The sequence below is a fragment of the Aquirufa sp. genome (genome assembly GCF_044239315.1).
Classification (GTDB): domain Bacteria; phylum Bacteroidota; class Bacteroidia; order Cytophagales; family Spirosomataceae; genus Aquirufa.
In genome coordinates this window covers 1-14,729 of record NZ_JBIIBQ010000037.1, presented here as the reverse complement: position 1 = coordinate 14,729, position 14,729 = coordinate 1, and the positions used below count along the sequence as shown (strand labels likewise).

At 37.8% G+C, this 14,729-nt stretch carries 11 protein-coding genes, 1 tRNA gene and 2 pseudogenes; 9 read left to right on the top strand and 5 right to left on the bottom strand.

Translation table 11 applies throughout. The annotated features are described in order from the left end of the window. The 3 genes and pseudogenes from ACILP5_RS10840 to ACILP5_RS10830 form a co-directional block, all read left to right on the top strand. Window positions 1-193 (top strand): annotated as a pseudogene (locus ACILP5_RS10840) (histidinol-phosphate transaminase); the annotation flags it as partial. Between the two features lies 1 nt (window position 194). Then, window positions 195-716, top strand: a complete 522-nt coding sequence (locus ACILP5_RS10835; protein ID WP_395618664.1) for a hypothetical protein — start codon at window positions 195-197, stop codon at window positions 714-716. A gap of 1 nt (window position 717) precedes the next feature. Continuing rightward, a tRNA-Ala gene (locus ACILP5_RS10830) sits at window positions 718-791 on the top strand. 2 nt (window positions 792-793) lie between these two features. On the opposite strand, the gene nspC is transcribed toward ACILP5_RS10830, so the two are convergent. The 4 genes from nspC to ACILP5_RS10810 are packed head-to-tail and all read right to left on the bottom strand — an operon-like array spanning window position 794 to window position 6,996. Further along, window positions 794-1,963, bottom strand: coding sequence for a carboxynorspermidine decarboxylase (gene nspC / locus ACILP5_RS10825; protein WP_395618663.1), 1,170 nt, complete (start codon window positions 1,961-1,963; stop codon window positions 794-796). Beyond that, on the bottom strand, window positions 1,926-3,140 hold the full coding sequence (locus ACILP5_RS10820) for a saccharopine dehydrogenase family protein (protein ID WP_395618662.1): 1,215 nt from the start codon (window positions 3,138-3,140) through the stop codon (window positions 1,926-1,928). Before ACILP5_RS10820 ends, nspC begins: the two co-directional genes overlap by 38 nt. A gap of 51 nt (window positions 3,141-3,191) precedes the next feature. Continuing rightward, window positions 3,192-3,680 (bottom strand): C40 family peptidase, encoded by a 489-nt coding sequence (locus ACILP5_RS10815; protein WP_395618661.1) that lies wholly within the window; start codon window positions 3,678-3,680, stop codon window positions 3,192-3,194. Next, window positions 3,673-6,996 (bottom strand): UvrD-helicase domain-containing protein, encoded by a 3,324-nt coding sequence (locus tag ACILP5_RS10810; RefSeq protein ID WP_395618660.1) that lies wholly within the window; start codon window positions 6,994-6,996, stop codon window positions 3,673-3,675. Before ACILP5_RS10810 ends, ACILP5_RS10815 begins: the two co-directional genes overlap by 8 nt. Before the next feature lie 103 nt (window positions 6,997-7,099). Between ACILP5_RS10810 and ACILP5_RS10805 the strand changes: the two genes are divergently transcribed. Genes ACILP5_RS10805 through ACILP5_RS10790 form a run of 4 tightly spaced genes read left to right on the top strand, consistent with a single transcriptional unit; the run spans window position 7,100 to window position 12,819 of the window. Beyond that, window positions 7,100-8,749, top strand: a complete 1,650-nt coding sequence (locus tag ACILP5_RS10805; RefSeq protein WP_395618665.1) for a CTP synthase — start codon at window positions 7,100-7,102, stop codon at window positions 8,747-8,749. Window positions 8,750-8,755: 6 nt separating this feature from the next. Next, on the top strand, window positions 8,756-10,549 hold the full coding sequence (yidC, locus tag ACILP5_RS10800; protein WP_395618659.1) for a membrane protein insertase YidC: 1,794 nt from the start codon (window positions 8,756-8,758) through the stop codon (window positions 10,547-10,549). A 1-nt stretch (window position 10,550) separates the two neighbouring features. Beyond that, window positions 10,551-11,834, top strand: a complete 1,284-nt coding sequence (gene hemL, locus ACILP5_RS10795; protein WP_395618658.1) for a glutamate-1-semialdehyde 2,1-aminomutase — start codon at window positions 10,551-10,553, stop codon at window positions 11,832-11,834. A gap of 1 nt (window position 11,835) precedes the next feature. After that, window positions 11,836-12,819, top strand: coding sequence for a glycosyltransferase (locus ACILP5_RS10790; protein WP_395618657.1), 984 nt, complete (start codon window positions 11,836-11,838; stop codon window positions 12,817-12,819). Here the strand turns inward: ACILP5_RS10790 and rfaD are convergent. After that, window positions 12,800-13,765, bottom strand: a complete 966-nt coding sequence (gene rfaD / locus ACILP5_RS10785; RefSeq protein WP_395618656.1) for an ADP-glyceromanno-heptose 6-epimerase — start codon at window positions 13,763-13,765, stop codon at window positions 12,800-12,802. The genes ACILP5_RS10790 and rfaD overlap by 20 nt on opposite strands. Window positions 13,766-13,882: 117 nt before the next feature. Here rfaD and ACILP5_RS10780 point away from each other — a divergent pair, with 117 nt between their 5' ends. Next, window positions 13,883-14,302 carry a 6-pyruvoyl trahydropterin synthase family protein gene (locus ACILP5_RS10780; protein WP_395618655.1) on the top strand — a complete coding sequence of 140 codons (420 nt, stop codon included), beginning with the start codon at window positions 13,883-13,885 and terminating at the stop codon, window positions 14,300-14,302. Window positions 14,303-14,304: 2 nt separating this feature from the next. Next, window positions 14,305-14,729: pseudogene (locus ACILP5_RS10775) on the top strand (lipid-A-disaccharide synthase); the annotation flags it as partial.

Genomic DNA, 14,729 nt, shown 5'->3' with positions numbered 1-14,729 from the left:
ATCAGATGCAAACTTCTTATTAGTTCATTTTAAGCGTGCAACTGATTTATTTATCTATTTAATTGAGGCAAAATTGATCACGAGAAATCGTAGTAATGTCACTTTGTGTGAAGATTCTATACGTATTACGATTGGTTTATCAGAAGAAAACGATAAATTAGTTAGTCTAATCAAACAATTCTATTCGGCATAGTATGTTTAAACGCCTTTATATTATCTTCATTCTGCTAGGTTGTCTAAGCCCATTAAAGGCACAGATGAAAGATTGGGCAGCAGGATTTAGAGTGGGTGAACCCGGTGGATTTATGATTAAGCGCTATCTTCCAAATGGAAAAAATGCGGTAGAATTTAATTTTGGAACCTATGGCGGGCTTTGGGGTACAAATCGTTCCTACCAAAATGGAAACTTTCAAAATATAGGTTTTTCTGTGAATGCATTATATATATGGCATAGACCCACACTTGTAAATTCTGATTTACATTATTATTATGGAGTGGGACCACAATTTGTATCCAGAAGTCTCTTTTTAGCTAATTCCGTATTCCCGGAAACGAAACGAGGTTTAGGGGGGGCTGGAATAGCTGGATTAGAATATTTTCCGATTGATGCTCCTAACCTCTCTTTTTTTGCAGAACTTGGTATGTATTCAGAATTATTACCCAATCCATTTTACCTGCATATACAAGGCGGCTTAGGTGTTAAGGTGAATTTTTAATGGGGATGTAGCTCAGTTGGCTAGAGCGCTTGCATGGCATGCAAGAGGTCGTCGGTTCGAGACCGATCTTCTCCACATTATAAACGGTCTTTAAAAGACTCGTATCCGAATGATTTATAGAGGTAAAATTCACCTTGAGAATCTAATTTACCTATACTAGGTAAGTTTACCCCATTAAAAGTCGTCGTCTTGACCATCGTATAGTGAATCATATCTTCTAGGATAATCTCATCCCCTATTTGCAATTCATTTTCAAACGAATAATCTCCATAGAAATCACCAGCTAGGCATGTCATTCCGCCAAAACGATAGGTAGGCTTTCCTTTTTCTGGTTCAGAATTGGCCCCTCTGATTCTAGGCTTGTAGGGCATTTCCAATGTATCCGGCATATGTGCTGCAAAGGATACATCTAGGATCGCCACCGTAATTCCTGCTGATTCAACAATGTCTAAAACGGTAGATTTTAAAAAGCCTGTTTGCCAGCCTACTGCTGAACCTGGCTCCAGGATAATCTGTAGGTTGGGGTATTTTTGGCGAAAACCTTTTAACAATCCAATTAAATGGTCTACATCATAATCAGCCCGAGTAATCAAGTGGCCACCACCTAAATTCAACCATTTTAAACTGGGCAACAAATCACCAAACTTCTCCTCTATCACGGCTAAAGTACGCTCTAAGACAAAGGAATCGTTCTCACATAAAGTATGAGAATGCAATCCCTCAATTCCCTCAGGCAAATTACCCAAATCAGACCGTCGAATTCCTAAACGAGAACCGGCGATACAAGGATTATACATATCAGTTTCTACTTCAGCATATTCTGGGTTTATACGTAAACCACACGAAATACCGGCTGCAAGAGCACGACTTTGGTATTGATTATACTGATTTAGTGAATTAAAGGTGATATGACCTGCATAGGATGAAAGCTCTTCCCATTCTGATTCTAAATACGCAGGAGAATAAACGTGAGGCCTTACTCCCATTTCCTCAAAAGCTAAACGCGCTTCATGTAAGGAACTAGCCGTGGCACCTACTAAATATTGTTTGACTAAAGGAAACTCATGGTAAAAGGAAAAACCTTTTAAGGCACAAATGATTTCTATTCCAGCCTCTTGTTGAACTCGCTTTAGGAGTTGTAAGTTGCCTAACAATAAAATTTCCTCCAATACATAACAAGGAGATGGAATCGAAGGATAGTAAGACATCTTAATATTCGTGTGGTAAAGTGATATTGTGTTGCTCATCCCAAGGTAAACCATGAATGTTCAACAATTCCATAAATGGATCTGGGTTAAATTCTTCAACGTTAAAAACCCCTGGTGCAAACCAAGAACCATCAATCATTAGAGAAGCCCCAATCATCGCAGGTACGCCGGTAGTATAACTAACCCCCTGTGCCTGAACCTCTTTATAACAATCTGCATGATGGCAGTTATTCCAAACATAATAAGTGGCGTCCTTACCGTCTTTGATACCCTTAATTTGGCAACCAATAGAGGTTTGACCAGAGTAATTTTCGCCTAAGGTTCCTGGCTCAGGAAGAACCGCCTTTAAGAACTCTAACGGAACAATATCCATTCCATTGAACTTTATAGGCGCTATAGATGTCATTCCTACATTTTGAAGTACTTCCAAGTGCGTCAAATACGCTTGACCGAATGTCATCCAAAAACGCGCACGCTTTAACGTAGGGAAGTTCTTAGTTAAAGACTCTAATTCTTCGTGATACAGTACATAAGATTCTTTAGGTCCAATATTTGGATAATCAATAGGCTTGTGGATTGACATCGGTTCGATCTCTATCCATTCTCCATTTTCCCAATATTTACCTTTTTGCGTAATCTCGCGGATATTAATCTCTGGATTGAAATTAGTGGCAAAAGCTTTTCCATGGTCCCCCGCATTACAATCAATGATATCCAAATAATGCATCTCATCGAAATAGTGCTTGTTTGCATAAGCGGTATACACTCCAGTTACACCTGGATCAAAACCGCAGCCTAATAAAGCCATTAAGCCAGCTTTCTTAAACTTGTCTTGGTAAGCCCACTGCCAAGAGTACTCGAATTTAGCTACGTCTTTGGGCTCGTAATTAGCTGTATCTAAATAATGAACACCTGCCTCTAAACAAGCATCCATAATAGTTAGATCTTGATACGGTAGGGCTACATTAATGACTAAAAAAGGCTTCTCCTCTTTGAATAAAGCCACTAATTCTGGAACATTATCAGCGTCTACCTGACGTGTTTTTACTTTAGTAGGTAAACCAATTGCAGCACATTCAGCGGCAATGGCATCACATTTTGATAAAGTACGAGAAGCTAAAACGATTTCAGAAAAGGATACAGGATTCATCGCACATTTCTTAACGACTACATTACCTACACCTCCAGCACCAATAATTACAATTTTTTTAGACATAGCATTTTAAAAAGAATTGCAAAAATAGCACATCAATGCCTAAAAACCATATTAATTTTTAAATGGCCGTATTATTTTGACGATACGATCCAGCCAAAACTTTTGGTACAACAAATCTTCTCTAACGCCATATGTCGTACTAGCATGAATGAAACTAATGGCAGGACGCTCTTTAGTAACTAAACCTACGTGATTAATGAGTCCTACCTTTCCGGTAGCAAAAAACACCCAATCACCTAATTGTACATCTTTTAATCTAATTTCCTCTCCAAATTTAACTTGATCCGAAGACACGCGAGGAATTGAAAAATTATTCGATGCATAGGCTTTGAAAAGTAATCCAGAACAATCCATACCTTTCTTATCCATCCCACCTGTTCGGTACGGAACACCTTTGAATCTCTTGGCCTCCTTTATGATATTCTTGATTTCAGTAGAACTATAATATGATGAGCCCGGACGGTGGAACAACCGCTTCACAAATGAGCAGGAGTCTAAAAAGACAATCAATAAGCCAAAAATGAGTAAACGCTTATACATCGACTAATTCTCCTGTTTCTACATAAATTAATACACCTTTAGTCACCTGGTACCCCATTTCTACTAAGGTTTGCTTATAACGATTGATTTGATCCTGATGCTCTGGCTTTTGTTTACCCGTTTTAAAGTCAATCACCTGCAAAGCCTCACCTACTTTATTCACCCGATCTGGACGAATAACCTTTCCATCGGGACATAACAAATCTACCTCCTTAAATGCTAACAAATCCTTTGCAAAATAGGATCTCACCTTCTCAGATTCAAAAAGAGATTCTAAAGTAGACAAATCTAATTTTGATTTTGCTCTTACAAACAGCCATGCATCCATATCAGGCAATTGGGCCAATATATCATGTAATTGATTACCAATTTCCCGCTTTTGAGAAGCCGCTGTATACAAATCTGCTTTTGCTGAATTAACGCGAAGGCTGACAGGTGAAACTGCTTTTCCTAAAGTAATTTGTATATTTTTATCCAGATTTAAAGAGGTGGATCTAGATAAGGAAGGGCTTAGCTCAGCAGTAGAAAAAGAAAAATACGATGAATTCCACTCCGTTTCTGTTTGCGAATAAACTGGCAAATCTGATAACACTCCATTTGATTGTGCATATTCATAGAGAAGTCTCCCGACTGAATTCTCGTAAGTAGAAAGTGTTTTTGAATGCGAATCCATATCCGGCACCGTCAAAAGAAGATGCAAAGATTGCTTGGGTCTTGTTGAAGCCACATACAACATGTTCATAGCATCGAGGAAAATAGCCTCTTTTTCTTTTAGCGTTTGCTGTGCTAAATCTGGAAAAGCCAAAACCTCAGCAGCATTAACCCGACCGTAAACATGTTGTAAACGCAAATCTTCACTCATCTCTAAATCTTCAGACGCTTGATCTCCTAATTCAAACCAAATCTTTTCTGAATCAGCCTGAAATGTCCAATTAACAAACGGTAGAATAACAACCGGATACTCTAATCCTTTTGACTTATGAATACTCGATATAGTCACCGCATCCACTTGATTTGAACTGGAAATGCAATAGGAATTTCGATTTTGGTTAAAGTGCTGTAAGAAACCAGCCACCTGTTTGTCTTTTAATAAGACATATTCATTCAAAACATCTAAAAACTTCCAAAGGTATTCTTGACCAGACAATACATTCAAAAGATCAAAAGTAGATACTAAATCATACACCCAGTGCAATAAATCAGAAAAGGCCGGAACTTCCACTCCTTTGGTTTGGAAATACAAAAAAGAATTTGCCAAGGCAGAATCTCCAGATAGTTGTTCAATACCTACTAAATCAGAAGCTGAAACCTCCCGTCCCATTAATTCAGCATATTGATAAATAAGTTCATAAAAATGAAGTGTTTCCTTGGGATCCTCGCGTAAGGCTAGGTACGATAAAATAAATCCGACAACAGGTGAATAATGAACTAATAAAGAATCCGAAGATATAACTGGGATTCCTTCCTCTTTTAAACGCAAAGCTAAATACCTGGAATGCTTATTCTTTCGTGTCAAAATTGCCAAATCTTGGTACCGGAATCCGATACTTCGATTATGCCGAATCAAATTCAACACCTGCTCAAACATGAACTCGTTTTCGGGTTCAGTAAAACCAAAATTCTCTTTAGACTTGTGATATACTAATAAGTCAACCTTACCATTGGATTTTGATGAATCAACTTTCGGATTTTGTTTTAAATTTGAGCCGTAGAGCGGTTTAATTAAGGGACATAACTGAATCAAAGATTCATTCTCAACTAAAGAACTATAAAATTGGTTATTGAATTCTACCACTTCGATGGCACTGCGGTAATTATCATTTAGCGCTTTAGGTCTTATTTGATTTAATAAATAGTCAAAGCGCTGCTCATCCAATGATTGATCTGCGAAATGAGAAGAAACAAGAGAGTGATCCTGAGTCGCCAGGGAGGCAATTAAACTTACCTCTCCACCTCTAAACTTATAGATCGATTGTTTAGCATCGCCTACTAACAAACTTTGTTTACCTACTGAAGTCGCATTTTCGATTAAGGGCATAAAGTTCTTCCATTGCAAAATAGACGTATCCTGAAACTCATCTATGAAAATATGGAAATACCGATCACCTAACTTTTCATAAATAAACGGAATTGGATCCTGTGAAATCACTTCATAAACCCGCTTAGAGAATTCCGATATTGGAATAGCTGAATTCTCTAACTGATAAGCGCGCATTTCATGCTGAATTAGATTCAATAAGGCGAGCTTCTTTAAATCCTTCAACACCCAATGTAAGAATCTGTAGCGTTTTAAATAGAGGGTTTGTAATTCAATAAATTGGCTACCTAGTTCTCCTAATTCAGTCGCATGTTGCTCAATACGAGCTTTATCAGTACCAGTGGCTTTAGCTGAGGTCCAAGAATTACCATCAATCGCTTTTTTAAAATTCGAATAAGACTTATCAGCAATCTCTGGTTTTTTGATAAAAGTTCGAATATTACCCACAGGCCCCGTCGCGCCGTAATAATAAAACGCATCTGGGTAACCCAGTCCATCAATTATCTGAATAAAAGAATCAGCTACTGTTTTGACCTCCTGCAGCATATTTTGGAGCAAAGTTCGTAATTGATTTTCTAAGCGAAGAAAATCACTCACCTGAAAATGAGCTAAATGCGGCTCAATCGGTAAAAACTTTTCTTCTAAAGAAATCTTCAAAAATCCGTGCAAACTATCCCGCATGCGATTCCAATTCCTCCCCTCAGCAACTTCCTGATTTGCAAACGATAGAATAAGCTCACTAAGTTCTGCATCACCGGTACTATTAACCTGATCTAAAAGGCGATTAATTAAGTCATGAATCAATCCATTCGAATCTAATAGCACTTCATATTGACTTGGAAGATTTAATTCATCCACAAAGGAGGCGCTAAGTCTTTGAACGAAGGAATCTATAGTCATCACAGAGAACAACCCATAATCCTGCAAGATTTGTTGTAGAGTAGTAGCGGCCCGGCCAGCTAACATTCCCTTAGTTAAAATAATCCCGTCATCAGCTAGTTCTGAATGAACTTTATCTAAAACAGCAAGAATATTTTCTTGATCAGAAGTAGAAGTATGCAGAAAAGTAGGATAATCTGCCATTCCTGCTAAAAAATGTAAAATTCTTTGGCGCATTTCTTCAGCTGCCTTAATAGTGAAAGTCACAGCTAAAATTCGACGGAAATATCCCTTAGTTTCCACCTCACAGAGCGCCATCTTGATATACTCAATTGTCAAGGTATACGTTTTACCTGATCCCGCTGAGGCTGAAAAGAGGGTAATTGGTTGAGGTTTCATCTAAATAATATATGTAATGCAAGATAAAATAAAAATAGGATTAATTCGGTATGCTTTTATTTCACTATCTTTGTTTCCCGTAACCAAATCAACAATTCTATCAATGTCTGGTAAAGGGAATCCCAAGAAATCCAAGTTCATTTTTGTTACGGGTGGTGTAACAAGCTCGTTAGGAAAAGGCATCATAGCCTCGTCTTTAGCCAAGCTTTTACAAGCACGAGGTCTCACCTGTACTATTCAAAAGTTTGACCCTTATATCAACATTGATCCAGGAACACTGAATCCATATGAACATGGCGAATGCTATGTGACAAATGATGGCGCAGAAACAGATCTTGATTTAGGACATTATGAGCGTTTTCTAAATACGCCCACTAGCCAAGCAAATAATATCACCACAGGTCGTATTTATCATAATGTTATTACTAAAGAACGTCGTGGCGATTACTTAGGTAAAACTGTTCAAGTGGTTCCTCATATTACAGATGAAATCAAGCGCAATATTATGCTCTTGGGCGAATCTGGTAAATTTGATATAGTCATTACAGAAATTGGTGGTTGTGTTGGAGATATCGAATCCTTACCCTTCATTGAAGCGGCTCGCCAATTGAAATGGGATTTAGGTGAGAAGAATACCTTGTTTATTCACCTAACTTTAATTCCTTATTTAGCTTCTGCTGGGGAATTAAAAACAAAGCCCACTCAACATAGCGTAAAGCAATTATCAGAATCAGGAATTCAACCCGACATCTTAGTTTGTCGCACAGAACATCCAATTCCTCAGGAAATGAAGAGAAAGATTGGTTTGTTCTGCAACGTTTCTGAGGCGGATGTAATCGAAGCACGTGATGCATCTACTATCTATGAAGTTCCTCTTTTAATGCAGAATGAACGTTTGGATAGCCGTGTTTTATATAAATTAGACATCTACAATGACAAAGAATCTAATTTAAAGAACTGGACTAATTTTCTTACCAAACTGCAAAACCCGAAATTCGAAATTAACATTGGCTTAATCGGTAAATATGTAGAATTAAAAGATTCATATAAGTCCATTGCCGAAGCATTTATTCATGCTGGTGCAGCTAATGATATTAAAGTTAATCTTCAATGGATATCATCTGAAACAATGGATGCTGAGAATGTAGCAGAAACCCTGGCAGGTTTAGATGGAATATTAGTGGCTCCAGGATTCGGGGAAAGAGGCATTGCAGGAAAAATTAATGCAGTTAAGTATGCACGTGAAAATAAAATTCCTTTCCTTGGTATTTGCCTGGGCATGCAATGTGCAGTTATTGAATTTGCGAGAAATGTCATGGGCTTATCGGAGGCTCATTCCTTCGAAATGAATCCGGATAGTCCGGATCCAGTAATTAATTTAATGCTGGAACAAAAAGATATTTCTGAGAAAGGTGGGACAATGCGTTTGGGATCCTATCCATGTAAGGTGGAGAAAGGGACTTTGGCCTATAAAATCTACGGAAAACCACTCATTCAAGAGCGCCATAGACATCGCTATGAATTTAATAACGACTACTTAGATCAATTCCATAAAGCTGGATTAATTACTTCAGGTATTAATCCAGATTCTAATTTGGTAGAGATTGTGGAAATTGAAAATCATCCCTTCTTTGTGGGTGTTCAATTCCACCCAGAATATAAATCGACGGTTGAAAGTCCGTCTCCCCTATTTGTACAATTTGTAAAGGCGGCGCATCAACATGCGGTGCCATTCATTAAAAATTCAAAATAAGAAATCATGGATAGAAATTCCATCACGGGTATTGTGTTAATTATGGGTATGCTACTAGGCTACCAATATTTCTTTGCCCCTAAAGAGATTCCTACAGAAACTCCGAAAGCGGTAACGCAAAAAGCGATTGCTGTAACACCAAAAGATTCCGTAAAAGTAGTTGCAGTAGATTCTAGCATTAAAAAAGAACAAGTATTCACGCTTGAAAACAAAGATATCATTGTTAAGGTATCTTCTAAGGGCGCTAAACTACTCTCTGTTCAGTTAAAGAACTACAAGAGTTATGCGAATTTTAATGAAGGAAAATCAGACGGTTTGTTTTTGTACAACTCTTCTAAAGATGAATTCAGTATTGAATTGCCCACTGCAGCGGGAAAAGTTAAGGTTGCTAATCTGGATTTTTCTGGGGTTCAATCGGGTAATAAGATAATCTTTACAGGAGCATTAGCAAATGGCCAAGTCATTTCTTCCAGCTATCTATTACCTGAATCAGGGTTTCTCTTAGATTACCAGTTGGATGCTAAATCGGTGGCTTTAACAGGTGGAGATTATTTTATCCATTGGAAGGAGCAGGTACATCAAACAGAAAAGGATATCACAGAAGAGCGCAAAGCAACCATTAATTATTTATTAACGGAAGATGATGAGTTCGATTACCTTTCTGAAAATCCTAGTTCTGTGACGAATGAAAATTTAGACAAAAGCACTAAATGGATCAGCTTTAAAAAGAAGTATTTCCTTTCTGGTCTAATTCCACAAGGCTTTATGTTCAAATCGGCAGCATTAACTGCTACCCCTAATTTAGAGGATTCAGTAAATATCAAGACATTAGATGCGCAGATCATTGCCTCAGCACAAGATTTATCAGCAGGAAAATCATCCTTCCAATTCTATTTTGGACCAAATGATTATCAGATAGTTAATAAAGTGGAGGCGCCAGAGTTTGGCAAAAATGTAAAACTCAGTTATGATTTTCTATTGCCGATTACGAAATACATCTTCGTACCCTTGTTTGATTTCCTAGAGAGCCTATTCAGTAATTATGGTTTGTTAATTATTGTGTTAGTCTTAATTATCAAAACAGCCTTATTGCCATTAACGTATAAATCCTACGTTTCAATGGCAAAGACGCGTATTTTGGCGCCTGAAATTGCTGCTATCAAGGAAAAGATCGGTGATGATGCGGCTCGTGTTCAACAAGAAACGATGAAGTTATATGGCGAAGTGGGGGTTAATCCGTTAAGTGGGTGTATACCTGTACTTGCCACCATGCCAGTGTTAATGGCCGTATTCATGTTGTTTCCAAACTTGATCAACTTACGCCAAGAATCTTTCTTGTGGGCAAACGATTTATCCACTTATGATTCATTCTTTAACCTGCCTTTCAGCATTCCATTCTATGGATCACATGTCAGTATGTTTTGTTTATTAATGACTGTGTCACAGTTAGCATATGGTTATTATAATAACCAGATTACACCAGATCAGCCAGGTCAACCAATCAACATGAAAATGATGGCATATATAACGCCTGTCATCTTTATGTTCGTTATGAACTCCTTCCCTGCTGGATTAAGTTTTTACTATTTCGTATCTAACTTGGTAACGATAGGACAACAATTAGCGATTCGTAAGTTTGTGAATGAAGATAAAATCAAGTCTTTATTAGATGCTAATCGTTTAAAAATAGCTGCCGGCGGTGGTCCTAAAAAATCAAAGTTCTCTCAATACCTTCAAACGCAATTGAAGACAATGGAGGAGCAGCAAAAAACAGCAAATAAGAATCCTAAGAAGAAATAAGATGTCTACTTTAAGTGCTGCCTATTTTGAAAGAGCTCAAAAATTAATTCCAGGTGGAGTTAACTCTCCTGTTCGAGCCTTCAAATCAGTGGGAGGTAATCCTGTATTTATTAAGTCAGCTAAAGGTGCCTATTTACATGATGTAGATGGGAATTCATACATTGATTTAATTGGTTCATGGGGTCCTATGCTTTTTGGTCAAGCACATCCCGTCATTGAAGAAGCTGTACGCGGAGCATTGAGTAATGGATTTTCCTTCGGCGCACCCACCTATAATGAGGTATTAATTGCCGAAAAAATCATTTCGATGATTCCATCTGTGGAAAAAGTTCGTTTAGTGAATTCTGGGACGGAAGCCACCATGGCGGCTATTCGCCTGGCAAGAGCTTATACGAAGCGAGATAAGATTATTAAGATGGAAGGCTGCTATCACGGTCATGGTGATTCTTTCCTTATTGCAGCAGGTTCTGGTGTAGCCACCTTAGGCACTCCAGATAGTCCTGGAGTAACTTTATCAACCGCAAGAGATACCTTGACGGCTGTTTACAATGACTTAGAAAGTTTAGAAAATCTGTTTAAGGCAAATCCCACAGAGGTTGCAGCCATCATACTTGAGCCTGTAGTCGGAAATATGGGCTTAGTGATTCCAAAAGATGGTTATTTAGCCTCAGTTCAAAAATTATGTCGACAGTATGGAGCCTTACTTATTTTCGATGAAGTAATGACAGGATTCCGCCTTTCTGCTGCTGGATACCAAGGATTAGTCGGTATTCAACCAGACATTACTACCTTAGGAAAGATTATAGGTGGAGGACTTCCGGTAGGTGCCTATGGCGGAAAAGCAGAGATAATGAATATGATTGCACCTGCAGGGCCAGTTTATCAAGCCGGAACACTGTCTGGAAATCCATTAGCGACTACGGCAGGTTTAGCGATGTTAAACTTGATTACTGATAATCCAGAGGTATATGCTTCCATAGCACAACGTGGATTAGCGCTCAAGAACGCATTGGCAAACGATTTAAAAGAATTAGGGCTTAACTATACAATTAACCAAATCGGCTCCATGTTCACCTTGTTTTTCACAGATAAAGCAGTGAATAACTTTAACGACGCAAAGACATCAGATACTGTTTTATTTGGCAAATATTTCAAAGGAATGTTAGCTAAAGGGATTTACTTACCACCGTCACAGTATGAATCTTGGTTTTTATCAGCCGCATTAGGCGATTCAGAATACGATCAAATAATAGCTGCCAGCAAAGCAACGCTTCGTTCCTTATAAGATGAAAACGCCGGCCTACAGCCTCATTATCCCTGTCTATAACCGACCACAAGAGTTGGATGAGTTATTAGCTTGTATTCAAACGCAAGAATTCAGAGATTTTGAAGTAGTCGTCATCGAAGATGGTTCAACTGAGGATGCCGCCTTAATTATCGAAAAGTACGCAGAATCTTTCCCTTTAGCGTATTATGTAAAAGAGAATGGAGGTCAAGGTTTTGCGAGAAACTATGCATTTGAGAGAGCGAAAGGAGATTATTTCATTATTCTCGATTCGGATGCGCTTTTAGAACCCTCCTATTTAAGGGAAGTTGACAAGGCAGTTAAAGCAGAAGGATTAGATCTTTTTGGAGGGCCAGATCAAGATCATCCCAGTTTTACTCCGATCCAAAAAGCCATCAGCTATTCCATGACTTCTTTCTTCACAACAGGTGGAATAAGAGGTAAAGAAAAAAACATTGGCGGACAATTTCATCCAAGGAGTTTCAATATGGGAATCTCCCGAAAAGTATACGAAGCTACAGGAGGCTTTAAAATCACACGTATGGGCGAAGATATCGAATTTAGTATTCGCTGTATCTCGTTAGGCTTTAAATCTGGACTGATTCCTAAGGCTTTCATCTACCACAAACGCAGAACAGATTTTAAGCAGTTTTACAATCAATTGCATTTCTTCGGACGTGCTCGCATTAACATTAGTCGATTCTTCCCTAAAGAATTGAAACCCGTCCATTTCTTCCCTTTCTTATTTTTCAGCTATTACGTTATTACTGTATTAGCACTATTAACGATGCCGATATACGGTTTATTCCTCTTTTCCGGAATAATAGCCTATAGTTTTTTGATCTTTCTAGCTGCTTTATTCAGTACAAAAAATATTGGAATAGCCCTACTTTCCATCTTTGCCGCGAATATTCAATTATTCGCCTATGGGAAAGGTTTTGCCGAGGAAGGGTTAAAAAAATTACTTAATAATAAAGCCGCTTAACTAAGTAATTTTGTACATAATCTTTCACGCCCTCTTCTAGACTTGTGAAATCCTTATCATACCCAATTCCACGAAGCTTTTCCATAGTAGCTTCCGTATAATATTGGTATTTATCCCGAATATCTACCGGCGTATCGATGTAGTTAATTTTAGGTTCTAATCCCAAAGCCATAAAAGTTGCCTTACCTAAATCATTAAAGGAGCGCGCCTTACCTGTTCCTAAATTATAAATTCCTGAATTCTTGCGATGTTCCATCAAGAATACACATACATCAATTAGGTCTTTCACATAAATAAAATCACGCATTTGTTCTCCATCTTGATAATCATCTCGATGAGATTTGAAAAGCTTTAAAGAGCCATTTGATTTTATTTGTTGATATGCGTGCCAAATAACGGAGGCCATACGCCCTTTATGGTATTCATTAGGACCATAGACATTGAAAAACTTTAATCCAGCAAAGAAAAAAGGTTTCTTTTCTTGCTTTAATGCCCATATATCAAAATTATTTTTTGAATCACCGTACGGATTCAAAGGTTTTAAAGAAGAGATTGTGGTTTCATTATCCTCATAACCAATTTCTCCCAAGCCATAAGTCGCTGCCGAACTTGCATAAACTAAAGGAATTTGATAAGCGACACATGACTCCCATACCTTCTTAGAATAATCTACATTTAGCTCATCAAAGATTTTTGTATCAAACTCGGTCGTATCCGTTCTAGCCCCAATATGAAAAAAGAATTCGACCTCTCGATTATTTTTCTCTAACCACGTAAATAGATCCTTTCGATCCACTCGTGTCATAATAGACTTCCCTTCTAAATTCAGGTTCTTTTCCTCGCTAGAAAAATCATCTACCGCTATGATATAGCGAAACTTTAATTCATTTAATTTTTGAATCAAACAACTACCAATAAAGCCGGCGGCACCAGTTACTATGATCATTTTAAAAGGATTTTAAAAAACAAATTTACACAGATTCCCGGAACGTTTATTAACTTTGTACAATTATTGGAACTCTGCTATTGTTTTCCCAGAGTCCCTCCACAAAAACTGAAAACAATGGTATACGTCATCCGCAAGGAACATTTCAACGCTGCGCATCGCTTATTCAATCCAGCCTGGTCAGAAGAAAAAAATCAAGCAATATTTGGACCATGTGCTAACTATAACTGGCACGGACATAATTTTGAATTAATAGTAACTGTTAAAGGTAATCCAGATCCAGAAACGGGATTTGTTTATGATTTAAAGCAATTAGGGGATCTTATTAAGGCGGAAATTATTGATAAAGTCGATCATAAAAACCTTAATTTAGACGTAGATTTTATGTTAGGAAAATTAGCGAGTTGTGAAATACTCGTGATGGAATTTTGGAAGATACTTGCCCCTAAAATTAAAGCTACTTCTAGCTCTGCCACTTTGCATAAGATTCATTTAATTGAAACAAATAAAAACTCCGTCGAATACTTCGGAGAATAAAAATGAAATACTTCATCCTTGCAGGGGAAAAATCAGGAGATCTCCACGGATCTAATCTTATCCAAGAGATTAAAAAACTGGATAATGAGGCCCAGATTAAGGCCTGGGGTGGAGATGCAATGAAAGCTCAAGGTGCTGAGGTTATCATACACCATAACCAATTAGCGATTATGGGCATACTGGGAGTCATTCAGAATCTACAGCTTTTAAAAGGTTTGTTTAAAAGCTTTGGAGAACAAATTGAAGCCTTTCAACCAGACGCCATCATCTTTATCGATTACGGTGGATTTAATTTAAAGGCTGCTAAAATCGCGAAGAAAAAAGGGTTCCAAACACATTTCTACATTGCTCCTAAAGTTTGGGCCTGGAATAAAAGTAGAGTGGGTGAATTAAAGAAATGGATTAATCATCTTTATGTGATCTTTCC

Coding starts and splice junctions, on each gene's coding strand:
- ACILP5_RS10835 (WP_395618664.1), top strand. CDS start 195: ATGTTTAAACGCCTTTATATTATCTTCATTCTGCTAGGTTGTCTAAGC.
- nspC (WP_395618663.1), bottom strand. CDS start 1,963: ATGAGCAACACAATATCACTTTACCACACGAATATTAAGATGTCTTAC.
- ACILP5_RS10820 (WP_395618662.1), bottom strand. CDS start 3,140: ATGTCTAAAAAAATTGTAATTATTGGTGCTGGAGGTGTAGGTAATGTA.
- ACILP5_RS10815 (WP_395618661.1), bottom strand. CDS start 3,680: ATGTATAAGCGTTTACTCATTTTTGGCTTATTGATTGTCTTTTTAGAC.
- ACILP5_RS10810 (WP_395618660.1), bottom strand. CDS start 6,996: ATGAAACCTCAACCAATTACCCTCTTTTCAGCCTCAGCGGGATCAGGT.
- ACILP5_RS10805 (WP_395618665.1), top strand. CDS start 7,100: ATGTCTGGTAAAGGGAATCCCAAGAAATCCAAGTTCATTTTTGTTACG.
- yidC (WP_395618659.1), top strand. CDS start 8,756: ATGGATAGAAATTCCATCACGGGTATTGTGTTAATTATGGGTATGCTA.
- hemL (WP_395618658.1), top strand. CDS start 10,551: ATGTCTACTTTAAGTGCTGCCTATTTTGAAAGAGCTCAAAAATTAATT.
- ACILP5_RS10790 (WP_395618657.1), top strand. CDS start 11,836: ATGAAAACGCCGGCCTACAGCCTCATTATCCCTGTCTATAACCGACCA.
- rfaD (WP_395618656.1), bottom strand. CDS start 13,765: ATGATCATAGTAACTGGTGCCGCCGGCTTTATTGGTAGTTGTTTGATT.
- ACILP5_RS10780 (WP_395618655.1), top strand. CDS start 13,883: ATGGTATACGTCATCCGCAAGGAACATTTCAACGCTGCGCATCGCTTA.